This is a genomic window from Bdellovibrio sp. CKG001, assembly GCF_055397465.1.
Map to the genome: position 1 here is coordinate 816,535 of NZ_AP029173.1, position 18,645 is coordinate 835,179.

The 18,645-nt window shown below is 47.6% G+C and carries 19 protein-coding genes; 10 read left to right on the forward strand and 9 right to left on the reverse strand.

Features of this window, described 5'->3' with window-relative positions:
* Positions 1-98: 98 nt before the first annotated feature.
* Positions 99-887 (forward strand): phosphatase domain-containing protein, encoded by a 789-nt coding sequence (locus ACZ50P_RS04060; protein ID WP_464133637.1) that lies wholly within the window; start codon positions 99-101, stop codon positions 885-887.
* Positions 888-919: 32 nt separating this feature from the next.
* Here ACZ50P_RS04060 and ACZ50P_RS04065 read toward each other — a convergent pair whose 3' ends face one another.
* The 4 genes from ACZ50P_RS04065 to ACZ50P_RS04080 all read right to left on the reverse strand — a co-directional run bounded on the left by ACZ50P_RS04065 (position 920) and on the right by ACZ50P_RS04080 (position 3,860).
* Positions 920-1,693 (reverse strand): hypothetical protein, encoded by a 774-nt coding sequence (locus ACZ50P_RS04065; RefSeq protein WP_464133639.1) that lies wholly within the window; start codon positions 1,691-1,693, stop codon positions 920-922.
* A gap of 218 nt (positions 1,694-1,911) precedes the next feature.
* Positions 1,912-2,427 carry an orotate phosphoribosyltransferase gene (gene pyrE / locus ACZ50P_RS04070; protein ID WP_464133641.1) on the reverse strand — a complete coding sequence of 172 codons (516 nt, stop codon included), beginning with the start codon at positions 2,425-2,427 and terminating at the stop codon, positions 1,912-1,914.
* Positions 2,428-2,507: 80 nt separating this feature from the next.
* On the reverse strand, positions 2,508-2,816 hold the full coding sequence (cutA, locus tag ACZ50P_RS04075; protein WP_464118031.1) for a divalent-cation tolerance protein CutA: 309 nt from the start codon (positions 2,814-2,816) through the stop codon (positions 2,508-2,510).
* A 3-nt stretch (positions 2,817-2,819) separates the two neighbouring features.
* Positions 2,820-3,860 carry a CNNM domain-containing protein gene (locus ACZ50P_RS04080; RefSeq protein WP_464118030.1) on the reverse strand — a complete coding sequence of 347 codons (1,041 nt, stop codon included), beginning with the start codon at positions 3,858-3,860 and terminating at the stop codon, positions 2,820-2,822.
* Between the two features lie 232 nt (positions 3,861-4,092).
* Between ACZ50P_RS04080 and ACZ50P_RS04085 the strand changes: the two genes are divergently transcribed.
* Complete coding sequence (locus ACZ50P_RS04085) at positions 4,093-4,890, forward strand: dienelactone hydrolase family protein (protein WP_464133643.1); 798 nt, start codon at positions 4,093-4,095, stop codon at positions 4,888-4,890.
* 121 nt (positions 4,891-5,011) lie between these two features.
* Complete coding sequence (locus tag ACZ50P_RS04090; RefSeq protein WP_464133646.1) at positions 5,012-5,518, forward strand: hypothetical protein; 507 nt, start codon at positions 5,012-5,014, stop codon at positions 5,516-5,518.
* Positions 5,519-5,606: 88 nt separating this feature from the next.
* Here ACZ50P_RS04090 and ACZ50P_RS04095 read toward each other — a convergent pair whose 3' ends face one another.
* From ACZ50P_RS04095 to fusA, 3 genes are all read right to left on the reverse strand, one after another.
* A complete protein-coding gene (locus tag ACZ50P_RS04095; protein WP_464133647.1) occupies positions 5,607-6,053 on the reverse strand; it encodes a hypothetical protein in 447 nt (148 codons plus the stop codon).
* Positions 6,054-6,284 (reverse strand): hypothetical protein, encoded by a 231-nt coding sequence (locus ACZ50P_RS04100; protein WP_464118026.1) that lies wholly within the window; start codon positions 6,282-6,284, stop codon positions 6,054-6,056. It abuts the gene before it with no gap.
* 268 nt (positions 6,285-6,552) lie between these two features.
* Positions 6,553-8,661, reverse strand: coding sequence for an elongation factor G (gene fusA, locus ACZ50P_RS04105; protein WP_464118025.1), 2,109 nt, complete (start codon positions 8,659-8,661; stop codon positions 6,553-6,555).
* Positions 8,662-8,849: 188 nt separating this feature from the next.
* Here fusA and ACZ50P_RS04110 point away from each other — a divergent pair, with 188 nt between their 5' ends.
* Genes ACZ50P_RS04110 through aat form a run of 3 tightly spaced genes read left to right on the forward strand, consistent with a single transcriptional unit; the run spans position 8,850 to position 12,104 of the window.
* A complete protein-coding gene (locus tag ACZ50P_RS04110) occupies positions 8,850-10,304 on the forward strand; it encodes a RecQ family ATP-dependent DNA helicase (RefSeq protein WP_464133650.1) in 1,455 nt (484 codons plus the stop codon).
* Positions 10,305-10,362: 58 nt separating this feature from the next.
* Complete coding sequence (locus ACZ50P_RS04115; protein WP_464133652.1) at positions 10,363-11,439, forward strand: PQQ-dependent sugar dehydrogenase; 1,077 nt, start codon at positions 10,363-10,365, stop codon at positions 11,437-11,439.
* Entirely contained in the window at positions 11,439-12,104 is a 666-nt protein-coding gene (gene aat, locus ACZ50P_RS04120) for a leucyl/phenylalanyl-tRNA--protein transferase (protein ID WP_464118022.1), read from the forward strand. The genes ACZ50P_RS04115 and aat overlap by 1 nt, the downstream gene beginning before the upstream one ends.
* A gap of 33 nt (positions 12,105-12,137) precedes the next feature.
* Here the strand turns inward: aat and ACZ50P_RS04125 are convergent, their stop codons facing one another.
* Positions 12,138-12,725: a hypothetical protein gene (locus ACZ50P_RS04125; RefSeq protein WP_464133654.1), complete on the reverse strand. Its 588-nt coding sequence runs from the start codon at positions 12,723-12,725 to the stop codon at positions 12,138-12,140.
* Complete coding sequence (locus ACZ50P_RS04130; RefSeq protein WP_464133656.1) at positions 12,725-13,291, reverse strand: cell wall hydrolase; 567 nt, start codon at positions 13,289-13,291, stop codon at positions 12,725-12,727. Before ACZ50P_RS04130 ends, ACZ50P_RS04125 begins: the two co-directional genes overlap by 1 nt.
* Positions 13,292-13,461: 170 nt before the next feature.
* On the opposite strand from ACZ50P_RS04130, the gene ACZ50P_RS04135 reads away from it, so the two are divergent.
* The 4 genes from ACZ50P_RS04135 (at position 13,462) to ACZ50P_RS04150 (ending at position 18,637) form a co-directional block, all read left to right on the forward strand.
* On the forward strand, positions 13,462-14,685 hold the full coding sequence (locus ACZ50P_RS04135; protein WP_464133658.1) for a hypothetical protein: 1,224 nt from the start codon (positions 13,462-13,464) through the stop codon (positions 14,683-14,685).
* Positions 14,682-15,971, forward strand: coding sequence for a hypothetical protein (locus ACZ50P_RS04140; RefSeq protein WP_464133659.1), 1,290 nt, complete (start codon positions 14,682-14,684; stop codon positions 15,969-15,971). The genes ACZ50P_RS04135 and ACZ50P_RS04140 overlap by 4 nt, the downstream gene beginning before the upstream one ends.
* Positions 15,972-16,114: 143 nt before the next feature.
* Positions 16,115-17,758, forward strand: coding sequence for a polysaccharide deacetylase family protein (locus tag ACZ50P_RS04145; protein WP_464133661.1), 1,644 nt, complete (start codon positions 16,115-16,117; stop codon positions 17,756-17,758).
* Positions 17,759-18,637, forward strand: coding sequence for a trypsin-like serine peptidase (locus ACZ50P_RS04150; RefSeq protein WP_464133663.1), 879 nt, complete (start codon positions 17,759-17,761; stop codon positions 18,635-18,637).
* The last annotated feature ends 8 nt before the right edge of the window (positions 18,638-18,645 follow it).

Consider the following 18,645-nt stretch of genomic DNA (forward strand, 5'->3'; position numbering starts at 1 on the left):
CAGGTGGTGGCATCGAAAGACGCTGGACGGCTCTGGCTGTCTAGAACTTTGTCACTTCCGCCGGGGGCCTTTAAATTGATTCCAGATAGGAGCACCGGATGAAAAAGCTTGCAGTACTCTTGGCGGGAATGTTGGTTTCTGTCTTTGCCGAAGCCAAGGTTTTAGTGGTTTCCGATATCGATGACACCCTGAAGGTGTCCCATGTCCTTTCCAAAAAAGGGGCAGCGACTTCGTTTTTGGACGACGACAGTCTGTTTGTGGGAATGCCGGAAATCTTCCAGTTGTTGAACTATCAGCACGAGGATATCGAATTCCACTATGTCAGTCTGGCGCCCAAGGTTCTGATGAATGATCAGCACTCGGACTTCCTGGAAGAAAATGGTTTCCCGATCACTCAATTACACATGAACTCAGGCGTGAAACAAGACCCAGAATTAAAGCAAAAAGTCATTCGCAAACTCTTGGCCACGAAGAAGCCGGAGCTGGTGATTTACTTTGGTGATAACGGGCAGTTTGATGCCATTGTCTATGATCAAATGGTGAAAGAGTTCCCGCAGATTCCGGCGGTGAGCTACATCCGCGAAGCGTATTCCCGAATGGATCGCTCGAAATATCCAACGATGGAAGGTCAGATTGGTTTTGTAACCAGTGTGGAAGTGACAATAGATCTGATTTCCAGAGGTCTTCTGTCCAAGAAAGCCTATTTGCCTATTGAAGGAATCGTTTACAAGCGCTTGCTGCGTGATGACGGTCACGAAAGATTCGGTGAAATGGTGTTCCCATGGTGGCAGGACTGTCGTGATTTCAAATGGCAGTGGAATGTTTCCAACCCATCCAAGAAACTGCAAATCATTCAAAACGCTATCGACAAGAAGTGCGGAGTTTAGAAATGCAAAAGGGGCTTTGAAAGCCCCTTTTTTTATCTTGTGCCGCCAGCTGGACGACTAAGTCCCGGAGGTGTTGGGCCTTTACCGCCATTTGACCCGCCACCATTGCCAAATGGTTTTGGCTGAGATTGTGAGAAAGGGCGAAGTGCCATGCCTTGGCGAAGACAGAAGTCTTCTGTAGTGGAAGCAAGGTTTTTTCTTGGAATGTCGCAGGCATCTGCGATAGTTGCGCAGAACTTATGAGATGCTTTGTCGCCCATTTGCTTTCTAAAGTAGCGCTCTTTTATGTCTGCAAGACATTTGCGCAGTCCCTGGTCCTTTTCGCCTTTTTTGATGTAGTCTTTGGGGCGCTCAATTTTTTCTCCAGAAACATTGTAATCAGGAATAGTTGCTTGGTTTAACTTTTCCTTGAAGATGTCGCGTTTATATTCCAGCGTGGTTTGTCCATCGAAGGCTCCATCGAACAGGTAATCCAAACTGTCTTTGTTATCCTGCTGGCGCCAGAAAAATGAATCAAAGCCAAACATACTTGCGATTTTATTGAGTTCCTTGTCTGAAACGGGAGAGGTACCCGTTAGATATTTTTTAATGACATTCCATTCTTCCACACTCATGTCGTGATATTGCCTGCTGCGACCATTTTTTACAGTGTCTTTTCCAAGATACTCTGAGCAAGCACCATAGGCTTGCACGAGCTTGATGACAGCAGTTTGAAAGACTTCACGATTTTGTGGTGACCTGACCGTATCGCCATCAAATCTTTTTTGTACCAGAAGCCCCATAAGAGCCAGCCACTTGTCAGACACTTCAACTTCCTGGCCTTGATCTTGATAGTACTTTTGAATTCCGCAAGAAACGCACTTCAACCCGGTCAACTCCATAGTGCCATTAGAGCGACAATCAAAGTCGTCATACCCCGCAACGGCCGTCGATGTGGCGAAAACAATAGCTGTGCCTAAAAGTGCCTTAGAGAACTGTTTCATCTTGTCTTCTCCTGATAAGATAAACCAGTTCTCTGTATCGGCTAAAAATCGGATTTCTTGAAGAGCGGACGAAGGTCCAGCCCTATCTCAGTCAGCTTCGGCTCAGGGAATGACGGACCCCGGTGGATCACGCACAGAACTGTGGAAACCTTCGCGCCGATCGAGCGCAAATCCGCCGTGGATAGAACCACCTGGCCGCCGGTGGTCACAACGTCTTCGATCACGCAGACGTTTTTACCAGAGATCTCAAGCCCCTCTGCGAACTTACAGGTGCCGTATTCTTTGGCTTCTTTACGAACGAAAACACAAGGGATGCCAGTTTCCAAGGACAGGGCCGTGGCGATCGGGATGCCGCCCATTTCAAGTCCGGCCAGAACTTCGGTGCCGGCGGGAATCAGAGGGGCCATCTGTTTTGCGATCTCGCGAAGCAAAGTGGGTTGTGCCTCAAAACGATACTTGTCGAAGTATTCGTTGGAGATTTGTCCGGAGCGCAATTTAAATTCTCCCGTCAGATGGGCAATGTCATAGATCTTCTTGGCAAGTTCTTGTCGAGTCATCGAGATAAGCCTTTTGCTAAGGGTTGGTGCCGGCGCGAAAAGTCTCTATTGCGCCCGCACTCCCAAAAGTAAGTCTGTACCTAGGTTTCTTCAAGCCACTTCTTGTATTCGGGATTAATTCCAAGGACGGGGAGAGTCATGATGCAAGGGACATCGTAGGGATGAAGCTCTTTGACTCTTTTTGTGACTAAGTCCTGTGCGTCAGAGGTTTTCAAGACTTTCAGGATCAAGATATGCTCAGAGCTTGTCTCTATTTTTCCTTCCCACCAGTACATCGATTCCATTCCCGGAATGATGTTGGCGCAGCCGATCAGTTTTTCTTCCAAAAGAGTTCTGGCGATCTTTTCGGCGCACGTTTTGTCAGGGCAGGGGATATAGAACAGGATCACAGCCTAGCTCCGGCGCAGTTTTTGTTTGCGCAGTTGCCATTGTTCCAAAGCGAACTTGCGCATGTCTTCCACGCTGTCCAGTTCGTCGACGATTTCAACACCCAACAGAGTTTCAACCGCGTCTTCCAGACTGACCAGGCCGGCGACGATGCCATATTCATCCACGGCCAAAGCCACGTGTTCTTTTTCTTTGATGAAGAAGTCCAAAACCTGGGACACGGTCATGCGTTCCGGGATGCTGGAGATCGGGGTTACGATATCACCGATCACTTTGTCGTGCTGATCATTCGACAGGGCTTCGTGGATCTTGTAGCGATAGGTCATGCCGATGATGTTATCCAGGCTGCCATCGTAAACCGGAATGCGCGAGAAACGCAGCGGACGGTATTTGTTAAACACCTCTTCTACGGTTTGATCCTTGTCCAAAGCAAAGAACACGGATCTTGGGGTCATGATATCAGACACATAGATCTTATCCAGCATCAGCAGGTTCTTGATGATGTTGGATTCTTTGCCTTTTAAAGTTCCTTCTTCCACGCCGATTTCGGCGGTCATCAGGATCTCTTCACGGGTCACTTCCGGGTCTTCAGAGGTCTTTGCAAAGAAACGACCCAGCCATTCCGACATGATCACCAATGGATACAATATCAGGATCATGAACTGGATGGTGTAGGCGGCAAAGGGAACCAGGGCTTTCCAGTGGGCGGCGCCGACAGACTTGGGAATGATCTCAGACAGAATCAGGATCATGAAAGTCAGGGCAAAAGAGGCCACCGTGACGGCTTCTTGTCCGTATTGAATCTGAATCTGGTAGGCGATGGCAGCGGAACCCAAGGTGTGGGACAGGGTGTTCAGGGTCAGGATGGCAGAGATGGGGCGGTCGATGTTTTCTTTCAGGTGTTCAAGAAGCTTTCCGCTTCTTTTATTCTCTTTGACCAGCACCCCGATGTACGCAGAGGTCGAGGTCAGAAGAACAGCTTCGAGCATTGAACACAAAAACGAGATACCGATGGTACTGATGAACAGAACAATAATAATTGTCATAGAGTGATGCTTAATTCAGAGAAGTTAAATGTGACGGGCCTAGGCCTGTGATATTCCATATGAGGTCTTAGTGTACCACGATGGGGAAGGCCCCTGTCTATAACGCAACTTGCAAGAAGTCCTGTTATATTTGATTTAATTGAGCTTTTTGTGACTCAGCACTCCTTAAATGGGTGTTTTTGACCTTTCTAAGACCCCTTCATAGACTTTGGTAAAGTAAGAGGGAGTTCAGATGAATCTACGAAATTTAATGGTGATGGGCGCAGTCATTTTGTCCGGCGCGTTTGCAAGAGCTGAGGTGAAGGCCGAAACTGTGGAATACAAAGACGGCAAAACCATCCTGGAAGGGTTTTTGGCCTATGACGAAGCGATCAAGGGTCCACGTCCGGCCGTCATTATCGTGCATCAGTGGATGGGGCTTACGGATCATGAAAAAAACAGTGCGCGCATGTTGGCAGAAAAAGGATATGTCGTTTTAGCGGCTGATAACTATGGCAAGGGCAAGCGTCCCGGAAATCAGACAGAGGCCGGAAAACTGGCGGGTGAATACAAGGGGAACACCAAGCTTTTCCGGGAGCGTGAAAAGGCCGCGTTTGAGTTCTTGAAGAAAAACAAAAACGTCGATGCCAAGCACATTGTGATCATGGGCTATTGCTTCGGCGGGACCGGGGCTTTGGAAGCCGCTCGCTCGGGTCTTCCTGTTGTGGGGGCGGTGAGTGTGCATGGGGGATTGGCTTCGGGAAAACCTGAAGAGGCAAAGAATATCAAAGGCAAGGTTTTGGTTCTTCATGGAGCCATTGATCCCTATGTCCCCACCACCGAGGTGGAGGGATTCATGAAAGAGATGAACGATGCCAAAGTGGACTATCAGTTTATTGCTTACTCGGGCGCCGTTCATGCCTTTACTCAGAAAGAGGCTGGCAATGATCCGAGCAAAGGTGCTGCCTACAATGAAGCTGCGGCTCGCAGGTCCTGGCAGGCTTTGTTAACTTTCCTGGACGAAGTGGCGCCAGTGTCAGTTAAAAAATAAGCGTCTTTAAGCTGTCCAGAAACTGGACAAGCATGAAAATATGGCAAGGGTGGTGTCGTGGAATGGCTCTCGGGACCACCTTGTGCTAAAGACTCGTTTTGAAGACAAAAGGAGTCTAAGAATGAAAACTATCTTGTTGGCAGCCCTGCTTTCCGTAGCCTTTGCGGCCCCTACTTTCGCCAATATCACTTCTGGTGATCAGAACGTTGTTTCTGCAAAAAAAGGAAAAGGTAAAAGTGAGCCAGCTCCTAAAGACGGTGAAGAGCGTGGTGAGGAAAAAGATCCTCGCGAAGAAACTTACGAAGGCAATGACCGTGGTGGTGGTTCCTTTGATGGTGGTGGCTACGGCAGTGGCGGCTTCGATGGAGGCGGCTATGGTGGTGGCGATGGCGGCGGAGGCGGAATGATCGGTGAGATCTTCTCTGTGCCAAACTCCAAAACCTATCCTGTGACATCCTCTACAAAAGTAGAAGATCGTGGTGATGTTCTAGTTTACACAACTCACACTCAAGAAGATATCAGCTATGATGAAACTTGCACGACCATCTCTGTGCTTGTTGTGGCTAAAGCTACAGGCAAAGTGATCTCTTCTGAAAGCCAGGAGTTCTGTAATCGCTGGCCGATGTAAAAGCTTATCTGTAAGAGTTCGCATTGAAAAGGGCTGGTAACACCAGCCCTTCTTTATTTCTGAACACAGCAAAAAAAGAAGCGGGTTCTTAACCCGCTTGCTGTTCTTGTTTTTCGTTTCTTTTGTTCTGGCGTTCTTCAATGTAGTCCATCACTAGCAGGGCCACGGCATTTTCCAGGGCACCACTTTGCTTGGGTGGGGCGGGACGTTCTTCAAAACCCAGTGCTTTTAACCAGGTCTTGCGGTTTAAGCTGTAGGCCAGCACACCGGCAGAGACCACAGTCATACAAAGATAGACAATCATCCCTCCGGAGATTTGAAACTCTTCGCCTTTATCCAATTGACCGGCGATGCTTGCGATGAACAGTGACAGCCCCACGCAGCTCAGAGCCAGCGATCCTATGGTGGAGATCAGAACAAACGTGATGGCCCGCAGATGCAAAACAAGTTGTTGAGTGATTGCGGTTCCAGGCTCTTTAAAAAGGCTTCTGGCGTTACCAATAAAGAATGAAAGAATCGGCAAAAGAAAGTTCATTTAGTCGTCCTTTCTTTTGTAAAGCATGCGAGCAATCACAAAGCCCGCTAAGGCAGCGATGCCGACGGACACCCACGGATTGTCTTTCACCTTTACAGTTAAAGTGTCCTTAAGATCTTTCATCTGTTCACGGTGTTCGGCCGGGACCTTGTCCTTCAGGGTTTGAGTGTACTGCTTCATTTCCTCTTGCAGTTGCTTTTTGATTTCGGCGATAAGCTGATCGCGATCCATGCTGGCTGTCCCTTCAAGAAGTTGCTTCGGATTAATACGCAGGACTTTTCGGCATGCTTGTAGGGATTGTTTAGGGCGTGCAAGGCAGATGAAGGCTTAGGTCGGGGGATGATGAACCAAGGTCCAGAGTCTTTTTGGATAAAAAAAAGCCCGGTGTTTCCACCGGGCTTTGAAGTTTGCTTGTCCGCCGAAGCCTGGGCAAAGGCGGAAAAAACTCTGAAAATACCATCCGCCATCGCTGAAGCTATGGCGGGATAAGCCTTGCGGCTTACTTCTGCTCAGCTGCGCGCTTCGCTTGGTATTTCTTCGCAAGTTCTTCCTGGATGTTGCGAGGTACTGGAGCGTACTTCGCGAATTCCATAGAGAACTCACCTTTACCTTTGGTCGCAGAACGAAGATCTGTGGAGTAACCGAACATTTCTGTCAGTGGTACTTCCGCTTCGATAACTGCGTTTCCTTCGAAGGCAGTAGTGCCCACGATAGAACCACGGCGTTGGTTGATTTGACCAACAGCTGCACCTTGGTATTCGTCTGGAACTGTTGTCTCAAGCTTCATGATTGGCTCAAGAACAGTTGGTTTTGCGTTCGTGTAAACTTCACGAAGAGCCGCCATACCAGCGATTTTAAACGCCATGTATGAGGAGTCGACATCGTGGTACGCGCCGTCTTCCAGAACAACTTCAACACCAACAATTGGGAAGCCGATAAGAGGACCTTTAACAGTTTGCTCTTTGAAGCCTTCTTCAACCGCAGGGATGAATTCTTTAGGAATACGACCACCGACAACTTTGTTTTCAAATTTGAATACAGAGCCGTCTTCTTGTGGTGGAAGTGGAACGATCTTACCAACGATTTTCGCGTATTGACCGGAACCACCAGTTTGTTTTTTGTGAGTGTAGTCGAACGGAGCTTCAACGGAGATAGTCTCACGGTAAGCAACCTGAGGTGCACCCACGATAACTTCACAGTTGAATTCACGCTTCATACGCTCAACATAGATCTCCAAGTGAAGCTCACCCATACCAGAGATGATAGTCTCGTTGGATTCCTCGTCACGGTGAACGCGGAAAGTAGGGTCTTCCTTACGGAACTTTTGAAGAGCTTTGGAGAAGTTGTTCGCTGCAGCTTTGTCTTTCGGCGCAACTGCCAAGCTGATAACTGGTTCAGGAACGTGCATGGATTGCATGGACGCCTGGATCTTGTCATCACAGAAAGTGTCACCGGAAGCACAGTCGATACCGAACAATGCAACGATGTCACCAGCGTAAGCTGTGTCGATATCTTCCATCTTATCAGAGTGCATACGCACCAAACGAGGAATCTTAACAGATTTCTTGTTTGACTGATTGATAACGAAGTCACCTTTGGACATCTTACCTTGGTAAATACGCATGTAAGTCAACTGACCAAATGGAGTCTCTTGAAGTTTGAACGCCAAGGAAACCAATGGTTTGTTGTTGTCTGGTGTAAGGTCGAACTTCTCTTCGTTCTTAGTAAGATCAAGAGCTTGCTCTTTTTTCTCAGCAGGGGACGGAAGATAGTAAGTAACAGCGTCGATAAGACGTTGAACACCTTTGTTTTTGAACGCAGAACCGCAAAGAACCGGAACAAGTTTCAAGCCGATAGTGCCTTTACGGATAGCAGCGCGAAGCTCTTCAAGAGTTGGTTCTTCTTCCATCAAGAATTTCTCTTCGATGGTAGGATCGATATCAGCAAGTTTGCCGATCATGATCTGACGGTATTTCTTAGCTTGATCAACCATGTCTGGTGGGATCTCGCCGCGGATAACGTTTTCACCGTCTTTACCTTCGTTGATGTAAGAGCACATTTCCACAAGGTCAACGTGACCTCTGTGTTGGTCTTCTAGACCAATTGGAATAGTGATCATAACAGCATTCAAACGAAGCTTTTCGATCAAAGCGTCAGTTACACGGTAAGGGTTGGCACCTTGACGGTCCAATTTATTTACGAAAGCCAAACGAGGTACGTTGTAACGTTTCATCTGACGGTCAACAGTGATGGACTGGGACTGAACGCCCGCAACACCGCAAAGCAAAAGGATCGCACCGTCAAGAACGCGAAGAGAACGCTCAACTTCAACTGTGAAGTCCACGTGCCCCGGTGTGTCGATCAAGTTGATGGTATAGTCTTTCCACTGAACTTGAGTCGCAGCAGAAGCGATCGTGATACCTTTTTCTCTCTCTAGATCCATGGAGTCCATTGTCGCGCCGACGCCATCTTTACCACGAACTTCGTGGATAGCGTGGATCTTACCTCCATAGAACAAAATACGCTCAGAAGTGGTCGTTTTCCCGGAGTCGATGTGCGCCGAGATACCGATGTTTCTGACCATATCAATATTCCAATTTTTGGACATATCTTTACCCTTCGTTTATATGGTTTTAACCGCTGTTTTCATTAGCAAAATTTATGAAAGCAATCGAATTATCATCAAATACTACTAAGTGCAAAAAAAGATTCTAGCCCAGATTCACGACGCACCGCAACTATCTAGGATGGGAAGCCTTCCGAGCGCCTTCTTCGTAGCGTAAACTGATCGGCACTATGACCGATCTTCTTCACCTATTAAAAGCGAACTTTCCTTTTACTTCCTTTCGGGGCGAACAGGAGTCCATTCTGCGCAAAGTTTGGGCAAATGAAAACCTGCTGGCTTTGATGCCCACGGGAATGGGAAAAAGCCTCTGTTTTCAGTTCCCAGCCAAGACTCGAGACGGTCTGGTGGTCGTGATCTCGCCCTTGATCGCTCTGATGCAGGATCAGGCTCAGAAAGCCCAGGAGTTGGGGATCTCTGCCACATTTCTAAGCTCCACCTTAAGCCGCGAGGAACGTGAGTCGCGGCAGGAGCGCTTGGCCCAAGGTTCTTATAAACTGATCTATGTGACCCCCGAGCGTTTTCGTAAATCAGAGTTCCTGCGCGCCATCGAAAAGCGTAAAATCCAGCTTTTGGCCGTGGACGAGGCTCATTGTATCTCTCAATGGGGCCATGACTTCCGCCCGGACTATTCGCGGGTGGGGGAGTTTCGGGCCATGCTGGGGAATCCTCCGACCCTGGCTTTGACGGCGACAGCAACCCCCGAGGTCCAAAAGGACATTCTTAAAAAGCTAAACATCGAAGAGGCGCCGATTGTTTCGGCCGGGATCGAACGCCCCAACCTGGCTTTGAATGTGCATGATATCTACGGACTGGATGAAAAAATTCGGGCCATCGTGGGTCTTCGTCATCAGGTTGATGGCGCCGCCATTATTTATTGCTCTCTGATTCAGACGTTAAAAAAAATCTCGTCTTCATTAAGTCGTATGGGAATCAAGCACCTGGTTTATCACGGCGACTTGCCTCCTCAGGATCGCAAGCGCAATCAGAAAGCCTTTCAAAGTGAACAAGCTCCGTTGATGATTGCGACGCCTGCCTTCGGGCTGGGGATTGATAAAAGCAATGTTCGTCTTTTGATTCATGCGGAAACTCCGAACTCATTGGAATCCTATTTTCAAGAGGTGGGGCGTGCCGGTCGTGACGGACAGGAGTCCTTCTGTCACTTGTTGTACGATCAGGACGATGTCAGCATTCAGATGGAATTTTTGAAATGGTCTCATCCCGAGCCTGAGTTCATTCGAAAAATCTATCAATTGATAGAAGACAAAAGAATGCAGGTGGATCAGGGGGGATTTGACTTCCTTCGTGAACAAATGAATTTTAGAAATCGCCGGGATTTCCGTTCTGAAGCGGCGGTCAGTATTTTGGAGCGCTGGGGCTGTCTGCAAAAATCCGACGATCCGTTCCCATATGCTTGTATACAAGCGCCGACGGATGAACAGTTCCTAGCGGAAAATGGCGAGGCCATTTTGCGTGCTCAGAACACCAAGCTTTTACAAATGGTGCAATGGGCGAATCAGGACAGCGAATGCCGGATGAATCGCATCTACAGTTATTTCGGGCATGAGCACAAAACACCTTGTGGCAAGTGTGATGTCTGCTTGGTGAAAATGGAAAATCGAGAATAGAAAATAGAAAAAATAGAGATTCGAAATTTGAAACTTGAGATTGGACTTGGGAGGGCGCGTGAGGGTGGTTTTACTTTTGTTGGGATTGCTTTTTAGTTCGCTTTCTCTGGAGGCAGCGTCGTTGCCTTTGGATAAATTAAAATTGCCACCAGGCTTTGCCATTTCTGTCTGGGCTCGGGTTCCGGGGGCCAGGTCCCTGACGCAGGCGCCAGATGGCCGTGTGTTTGTGGGGTCTCGCTCGGGCGATAAAGTGTATGTCGTTAAAGACGGAAAAACCCAGGTCTTTGCGCAAGGATTAGAAAGCCCTAACGGGGTTGCGTTTAAAGATGGCAAAGTGTATATCGCCGAAATTTCAAGTATTCATGAGTATGACGGCAGTCCGAAGGCCAAGCTGCCTTTAAAACCTTTGCGAACTTTGCCACAGAAATTTCCGTCAGATACGCATCATGGTTGGAAGTTCATTCGTTTTGGACCGGATGGCAAACTCTACGTTCCCGTTGGTGCCAATTGTAATATCTGTGATCCTGGGAAGGACTATGCACGCATCTATCGTATTGATGTGAACGGGACCTCCAAGGAAGAGGTCGCTTCGGGAGTGCGCAACACGGTGGGATTTGATTTTCATCCGGTCAGCAAAGAACTGTGGTTTACAGACAACGGCCGAGACTGGATGGGGGATGATCGTCCCCCTTGTGAGGTCAATCGGCTGACGGTGCAAGGGCAGAACTTTGGTTTCCCTTTTTGTCATGGCAAAAACATCGTGGACCCCGAGTTCGGCAAAGGTAAAAAGTGCTCCGACTATGTGGCTCCAGTGGTAGAGCTGCGGGCCCACGTGGCCCCGTTGGGAATGCGATTTTACACTGGTAATATGTTCCCGGCAGAATACCACAACAGCATTCTTCTGGCAGAACATGGCTCCTGGAACCGTTCGACTCCGCAGGGGTATCGTCTGACCTTTGTAAAACTCAATGGGTCTCAGGTTGAAAAAACCGAAGGCTTTATTGAAGGCTGGTTGCAGGGCGACTCGGCCTGGGGGCGTCCTGTGGACGTTGAGGTTTTGCCAGATGGTTCCCTCCTGATTTCTGACGATAAGGCCGGGGTGATTTATCGACTTACTTATAAGGCTCAGAAATAATGCAGGGAAAGTTTCGATCTTCGGTTGATTTTCCAGATGCCCGCGACACTTTGGCCGAGGGGATTATCGCCATCGGGGGAGTTCTCGATGTCGGCACCCTTTACACCGCTTACAGCAAAGGCATTTTTCCGTGGCCGCAGCCAGGGCTTCCCATGCTGTGGTTTTCCCCCGAACAGCGGGGTATTTTGGATTTTCAGGACTTTCACGTGCCGGAAAGTTTAAAACGCTTTCGTCGGCGTCATTCTGAAATAACTTTCACTGTGAACAAAGATTTTCACCAGGTGCTGGAGGAGTGCTCCAAGCAGCCGCGTCCGGGTCAGGAAGGAACCTGGATCACGGCGCAGATGAAGCGGGCGTACCTGGAGTTTTTCAAAGCGGGTTATTGCATGTCAGTCGAGGTTCGCGAGAACAACATTCTAATCGGTGGGATCTATGGTGTTCTGGTGGAAGGTGTCTTCAGTGGGGAAAGCATGTTTTATAAAAAGCCCAACGCCTCGAAGCTGGCTCTGTGGCGGCTGGTCGAAGTGCTTTCAGAGATGGGACATCAGTGGATGGATGTGCAGATGGTCACGCCAGTTGTGGCCAGCATGGGTGGCAAGCTTGTGGATCGTGAACAATATCTGGAAATGTTGGAACAGAGACATTTTCAGTACGAAACCACATGATAGGTTTCGTACTGAATTTTAGTTCGAAAGGACTTATTTAAGAAGAACCTGGGCTGCTTTTCCGTCTTTGATTTCATAGACCGAAGCTGTACCCATATATCTTTCAACCTGAATGCCGATCTTCTTGCCCAGTTTTTTTGCGTGCTCGCCTTCCGCGGGCAGAACATACAAAGGAATGCCGGATTCAGCCGGTTTTGATTTATCAACTTTTGGCAGAGTGGTGGACTTGATATTGGCAATATTCCAGGATTGAATTTCCACGGCTTGCCATTTGTTATCCTTTTTAGTCAACGCGACGGCATATTGGCGATGCAGATCGCTGCCAAGAAGGACGATATCTTTTTCGCCGTTATTATCCAGGTCTGCTATAAAGGCCATAGGTACACCCTGAGGTTCAACTTCTTTGACCAGACTCAAAACAGATTCACTGTAGTCTTTCAGATCGAAAACAAGAAACTCCGGATTCCAGGAGATCAGAGCTTTTTTTGCTTCGGCTGGCAAAGAGATCTTTGCGTTTCCGTCATTGACGATGACTTCAACCATGCCGGTTTTGGAAACTTCCACGGGGGCGGCATAACAGAAGGTGCCAATCAGTAGGGTTGCAATAAACGGTTTTATCATTAGCGGACTCCTGTGCTTGTTTTGCTGCTGCCACCACCTGATTTTTTCTGTGATGTTTTTCCGTTGGCTCCAAGCTTTTTAGGACAGGATTCGCCACGGGGAACCAGGAATCTGTGATTTCCGATCGTCCCGCAACTGGTCATGTGCCGAGCCCAGTAAGGCCGGGCTACGTCGGGATTATAATAGTAGATAATATCATTGGGTCCTTCGCTGACGGCAAGGCTGACGGCCTTCTTGCATTGCTCCAGGCCTTCGATATCTTCTTCCCGGCTGGGATTGATGTTGTTGGAGTATTTGTCCTGGGTCCAGCTGAATTGGGAGTCTTCATACACCACGCCGCATGCGCTGTCGGGGTGAGAATCGGCCTCCATACGGGACAGGACCACCTTTGTAACGGCCACCATGCCGTCGAAGGATTCACCACGGGATTCGTGATAGCAATTGCAGACCATGCAATTGGTGGCTGACTGCTTTCTGTTGCAGGTCATGGAGCCGGCCAAGGCCTCGGAGTTTAAAAAGGACACGCCAATTATTGAAGTCAGTAAGGCAACGATCTGTATTCTCATTAACCTCATATTAACTGTGAAAAGTTGAATCGGAACATTTTTTTGATCTTTAGCAGGATCTTGACTGCTTTACTGTTCCAAACTTTGGGCTTTAGTCCTGGCATCTGGCGGAACGTGAAATGTCACCGTGGTTAGAGGATTTACACTGATTTGCACCTGGACCCACGGGCATGTGGGAACAGGCCTTGCAGCTAAGCGCAGCGATGGAAATGTCAGGTCGTTTTGTCATGTCTGGATTCTTTGCGTTGTTGCTGCTGGCAACGGCGGGGTGTTCTTTTAAGAAGAACCCCGTACGGCCTACTCAAGTGACCTTTGTTGAAGAAAAGGCACGTCCGATTGTTGTTCCAAGTATCGAGGAAATCATAGCCGGTGAAGATGAAGAGCAAGCCATCGAGCAACTGGCGGAACGGAAGGCCGAGGTCGACCTTCTTGCCAAGGACACATCCACAAGTGCGATTGATTTGGCTATTAAACACAAGAAAACCAAGATCTTGAGCTATCTGCTGATTAGTGGTCACAGTCCATTTGTTCTGAATCAGGACAGCCGGGAGAAGATTGGGTATGATGAGGAGTTGAGCAGCCTTGTGCGGTCTGCTCAACGAGAGAGCTTTCGTGATATTGCTTCAAGTTACTTTATTGGATCGGGACCCACTGACCGGGAGGCATTTTATGCTCGCCTCGAGGAGTATCAGTTAGGCCCGAGTGGCTGTGAAGATCTGGCAGATATGCTGGTGAAGAGCATTTATACTTCTAATGCATCAACGGGTTCCGCTTTTTTGGAAGTCATTAATAGCAAAGCGTGCTCAAAGTACAAAGATCGTTTTTCTTTGAATAAAATTTCTGAATGGATCAGTTTTGAATACTTCTACCAGTTTCAGTCAGCATTTAAGGATATAAATTTTCTAACGACTTTGATGGGGCTAAAGAAAATTACCACAGTCAGTATCATGGTACCGGCGGGTGGTTGGCACTCCGGTAAAATGGGCTTGAGCTCCAGTCATGCGGAGATTAGTCCAGTGACCATGCTGATGCTAAAGAAACCCTGTTTTAGTGACAAGGCCTCTTTTGAAAGGTGGATGGATGTGGCGACGAAGCTGATTAATCCTGAAGTGGGTAGCTATACATATCCTTACACTCTTGCAGAGGGAATGAGCAGCAGTATTAAGCTATCTTGCGTGGAAGACAGTATATATTGTCCTGAGGATGAAGAGAATAATGCCAGTCTGTGGGCGTTGTTCCGTTATCAGTTTCCTGATATTCGGTTGTCAAAGGCGCAATTCAAAGAACTCTATAGCGGACGCTCTCTTGAAGACAGCTCTACTGGTCTTACTCCTACTGATGGAACGAAATTCCGTTCAGAGCTTTGCAGTATTCCAGAAGGGAGAACTCAATGATAAGATTTCTCTTTTTAGTGGTCTTAGTTCTGGGGCTGCAGGCGTGTTCATTCAGTAAGGATGCTGGTGACGATAAGAATTTAGCTATGAGGCCAGTCACTAGTTCAACGGCCTCTTTGCAGCAGAAGAATGTACTGGCAGCTGTTCGTTCGGGGAATGTTACTGTGGTCGAGCAGGAGCTACAAAAATTGGAAATGTCCGAGTATTCATTTGCAGGTCTTTCAGAAACCCCGCTGGGTATGGCTCTGAAAGCAGACAATTTGGAGATTGCAAAGATTCTGATAGAGAGGTCGATAGGGCCCTATAACTTGGGAAGTGAACAGGCGGCCTTTAATGGGAACGTGCTGACACTACGTTATGAAAGTCTTTTGAAGCTATTAAATCATACCAGGAAATTACAAGAGATCAAAGTTGAGGCCAGCGAGACAACGGTTTTCGTATTGGACTTCTACTTGAAGGCTATAAAAGAGATTCTGACCAAAGTGTCTGAAGGAAATGTGAACGCGGCGCTTTCAACGATTGAGAGAGTTGGCTTGTCGTGTCTTTTTGTGAAGTCCCAAGTCATACAGAGCATTCAAATGGGTGAAGTTGCTAGCTCAGATGCGGTGATGGGATTTCTGAAAAAGATTCCTTGTGCGGAAGAGCTAGGATCTTCGCAGGTTCAGTTGCTGTATGAAGGAGAGCTAATTCGACAGTTCCAATCGTTATTCGCAGAACCAGTTCTTTTGGCTTATCTTAGTCATCATCCTAATCTGAAGTCCACAATGTGGAATATTGACAATTCAGGCATTTATTTGGCGCCGGAATTGTTAATTAGGATCGCCTGGTCGGCAGACAATGAATTTTTAAAGGAAGGGCAGTGTTCAATTCATAGAAGGATTGAGCATGCCGCCTGTGCCTATGATTTAGACGAAGATGAGAAAGTGCAAGAGATCGTGGCGACCTCCGGTATCAAAAGATCGAAATTTGAGCTTATCAAAACTCTTGATGGGAAAGTGGTCTCTTTAAATAGATTCTATCCTCGAGATGTGCGTCCGTTGCTGGTCGAATCAGATGTGATCTACTATTTCACCAGCTTCTATTGTTCCGGAAAGGCTGATTTTTCGGGGGTACTGTTTCCTTATCTGGCTGGGGTGAAGGATGAGGATCTTGTGGGGGCGAGGATTCCCTGGAAGGCGGCATTTCTAACCCAGCCAGATCGAATCCGACCTTTAACCGATGAATATGAAGAAGAACCAGAGAAAGATGTGCCCCCTCATCTGATCTGGCCTGCCGGTGAACTCTGACTGTCTCACTTTAAAACAGTGGTAGGCGTGAATTGTTCTTTGTTCAGTTTCTAGACAGCATTTTGGGCCTAAATCCCGTGATTTCGCGGGCATAGGCGTTGCAACCCCTCCATTGTGAAATAAATAACATTTGGGAGGCTTAAATGTCTAAGAGAAGTTTAATTGCAAAAGGTCTTGTGACGTTGTCGTTGTTCACACAACACTTTGCGTGGGCGCAAAGTCATAAGGTGGAAAGACCACCGCAATTCGTATTATTTGCTTTTGACGGCTCTTACAATAACGACGTTTGGCAGTATTCTCGTGATTACTCTCAGATGAGAAAAGATCGCGGTGTGGATACCCGTTTTACTTTCTTTATTAATCCAGTGTATTTGCTAAGCCCGGAAAATAAGAATGTCTATAATCCTCCGGGAATGCGCCTTACCAGAGACTCTAAAGATAAGATTGTTGCAACGAGAAACCGTGGTTCAGCAATTGGCTGGGGTGATGACCGCGAGGATATCTCCCAGCGTATCGACCAAATGAACGAGGCCTATCGCGAAGGTCATGAAATTGGTTCTCACGCAGTTGGCCACTTCGATGCGGGATATAGGGAGTGCGAAATCTCTCCCATTACACGTAAGTGCGTGCGTGATTCAGACAATAATATCAAGTGGAAGTGGGACTTGCGCTGGTCCGAGGCTGACTGGAAGTCCGAGTTCCAACAATTCTATTACATCGTGGACAATGTCTTTTCTTTGAACAACATTCGTCCCAAAGAGAGGAAGGGCCTTTTGTTCCGAAAGGATATAAACGGCTTCCGCGCTCCGGTTTTGGGTGTCAGTGATGGATTGTGGCCGAATCTTCCTAAATTCGGTATTAAATACGATACTTCCAAGTTGAACAGGCCAAACTATTGGCCTGAGAAAAACGAGTATGGAACATGGAACTTCCCATTGGCTGAAGTTCCTGAGCCTGGTGGATCTCGCAATTGGATTTCCATGGATTATAACTATTGTGTTCGTGATTCAGCTCGTGTTTTGAAAGAAGAGCCTCAAACGATGCAGATGATGACGACCGATAAAAACGGTCAGGTTGTGAAGGCGAATAAGGCCCGTGATTGCTTGAATGCAGTTTCAACAGCACAAAAGGCGAAAGTAAAAGCAAATATGCTTGAAATCTATCGCAGTTACTTCAACACAAACTATTATGGCAACCGTGCGCCAGTTCATATCGGTCACCACTTCTCCAAGTGGATGGGTGGAGCCTACTATGAAGCGTTCTTTGAGTTCGCGAACGAAGTTTGCTCTAAGCCTGAAGTAAAATGTGTGACTTACACCGAACTGATGAACTTCCTTGAAGGCAAGAGTGCTTCTGAGATTGCGGCTTTCCGCAAGGGTGAGTTTGCAAAACTACCACGTCCTAAATCGGCGACTTCCCCACGCCACTTGGATCTGGCGATTCAAATGAAATCCGAGAAAGACCTGATGAAAGTGGATCTGGTTGGTAACGATGCGAAGATGAAAGGCCTTAAGCAGTTCGTGACTGTAGGTGATGTGACGAAAGAAATTGACGGTGTTGTGGATCTTAGAGATGTTCGTCAATGGTCGGAAGTTGGTCAGGATGCATTGGTTCGAATCTCTGTTGAGAATAGAGCAAACAAAGAGATTGCTACAGCGACTTATAAAGTAAAAGCCATCGGCACTGACATTGAGTCTATTGACGAAGAGAATATTGAGAAGCGTTGGGAACTAGGCCACTTGCCTGAGGCTCACGCAGATGAAGTGGACTTCACAAAAGGACACTAAGTGAAATTAGTTCGCGCCGTCCTGATAGGGACCCTGCTGATAAACTTATTCGGGTGTGGAGAAAACTCCACGCCCGGCTTTGTTTCTGGTCCGGAAAAGAACGGGCAGGGTGTGATCTATGGAGATGACTCGGTCCGGGAAGTCACTTCAGAGATGCTCAATCTGGGCAGTAGTTTTGCTCTGGTATCTCGTGAATCTTGGGATCTGTTTAAAACGTCAGGCGAGACAAGCTTTATCAACGAAGTTTATAGTACAGGCGAAGAACTGGTCTGGCGGGATCAGAGCCATCTCGCATTTTGTTCTGGCGTGTTGATGAGTTCCGACGTGGTTCTTACGGCAGGTCACTGCTTTGATGACCTTCATACATGCGAAAACACGGTTTTTGTTCGCAACTATCGTAAAGATCTGCCAGCAGCGCAAATGGAGGCCTTTGAGTGCAAAGGGATTACTCATCTTCGGCAGGACTTCTCCAAGGGGTTGGATTATGCTGTGGTGAAACTGACTCAAATGGTGAATGTGGGAGCAGCACAGATAGATTCTGTGGCATTGCGTGAAGGAGCGGAAGTTTATTCTTTGGGTTATCCGTTGGGCAGTCCTTTAAAGAAGGCCGATGGTAAGATCCGATTGGCTAAGGCGGATAACGGAATGATGATTTCAGAGCTGGATGTATTTGAAGGTAACTCTGGATCACCGATCTATTCAAAAGATCGCAATAAACTGGTCGGAATTCTGTCTAGTGGTGAGAATGACTTTAATGAATCGACATTTGGCGAGGCCCCAAATGGTTCGTCGGTGCGCCATTGTCATGACAATGAGTGTACGGGTGAATTCGTCATGCCCATAGAGAAAATTCTGGCCGATATCAAGAATCAACTGTAAGTTGGGTC

What these genes read in the sequence shown, in the direction of transcription:
- ACZ50P_RS04060 (WP_464133637.1), top strand. Translation starts at nt 99, where the DNA reads ATGAAAAAGCTTGCAGTACTCTTGGCGGGAATGTTGGTTTCTGTCTTT.
- pyrE (WP_464133641.1), bottom strand. Translation starts at nt 2,427, where the DNA reads ATGACTCGACAAGAACTTGCCAAGAAGATCTATGACATTGCCCATCTG.
- ACZ50P_RS04080 (WP_464118030.1), bottom strand. Translation starts at nt 3,860, where the DNA reads ATGACAATTATTATTGTTCTGTTCATCAGTACCATCGGTATCTCGTTT.
- ACZ50P_RS04085 (WP_464133643.1), top strand. Translation starts at nt 4,093, where the DNA reads ATGAATCTACGAAATTTAATGGTGATGGGCGCAGTCATTTTGTCCGGC.
- ACZ50P_RS04090 (WP_464133646.1), top strand. Translation starts at nt 5,012, where the DNA reads ATGAAAACTATCTTGTTGGCAGCCCTGCTTTCCGTAGCCTTTGCGGCC.
- ACZ50P_RS04095 (WP_464133647.1), bottom strand. Translation starts at nt 6,053, where the DNA reads ATGAACTTTCTTTTGCCGATTCTTTCATTCTTTATTGGTAACGCCAGA.
- ACZ50P_RS04100 (WP_464118026.1), bottom strand. Translation starts at nt 6,284, where the DNA reads ATGGATCGCGATCAGCTTATCGCCGAAATCAAAAAGCAACTGCAAGAG.
- fusA (WP_464118025.1), bottom strand. Translation starts at nt 8,661, where the DNA reads ATGTCCAAAAATTGGAATATTGATATGGTCAGAAACATCGGTATCTCG.
- ACZ50P_RS04110 (WP_464133650.1), top strand. Translation starts at nt 8,850, where the DNA reads ATGACCGATCTTCTTCACCTATTAAAAGCGAACTTTCCTTTTACTTCC.
- aat (WP_464118022.1), top strand. Translation starts at nt 11,439, where the DNA reads ATGCAGGGAAAGTTTCGATCTTCGGTTGATTTTCCAGATGCCCGCGAC.
- ACZ50P_RS04125 (WP_464133654.1), bottom strand. Translation starts at nt 12,725, where the DNA reads ATGATAAAACCGTTTATTGCAACCCTACTGATTGGCACCTTCTGTTAT.
- ACZ50P_RS04130 (WP_464133656.1), bottom strand. Translation starts at nt 13,291, where the DNA reads ATGAGAATACAGATCGTTGCCTTACTGACTTCAATAATTGGCGTGTCC.
- ACZ50P_RS04135 (WP_464133658.1), top strand. Translation starts at nt 13,462, where the DNA reads ATGTGGGAACAGGCCTTGCAGCTAAGCGCAGCGATGGAAATGTCAGGT.
- ACZ50P_RS04140 (WP_464133659.1), top strand. Translation starts at nt 14,682, where the DNA reads ATGATAAGATTTCTCTTTTTAGTGGTCTTAGTTCTGGGGCTGCAGGCG.
- ACZ50P_RS04145 (WP_464133661.1), top strand. Translation starts at nt 16,115, where the DNA reads ATGTCTAAGAGAAGTTTAATTGCAAAAGGTCTTGTGACGTTGTCGTTG.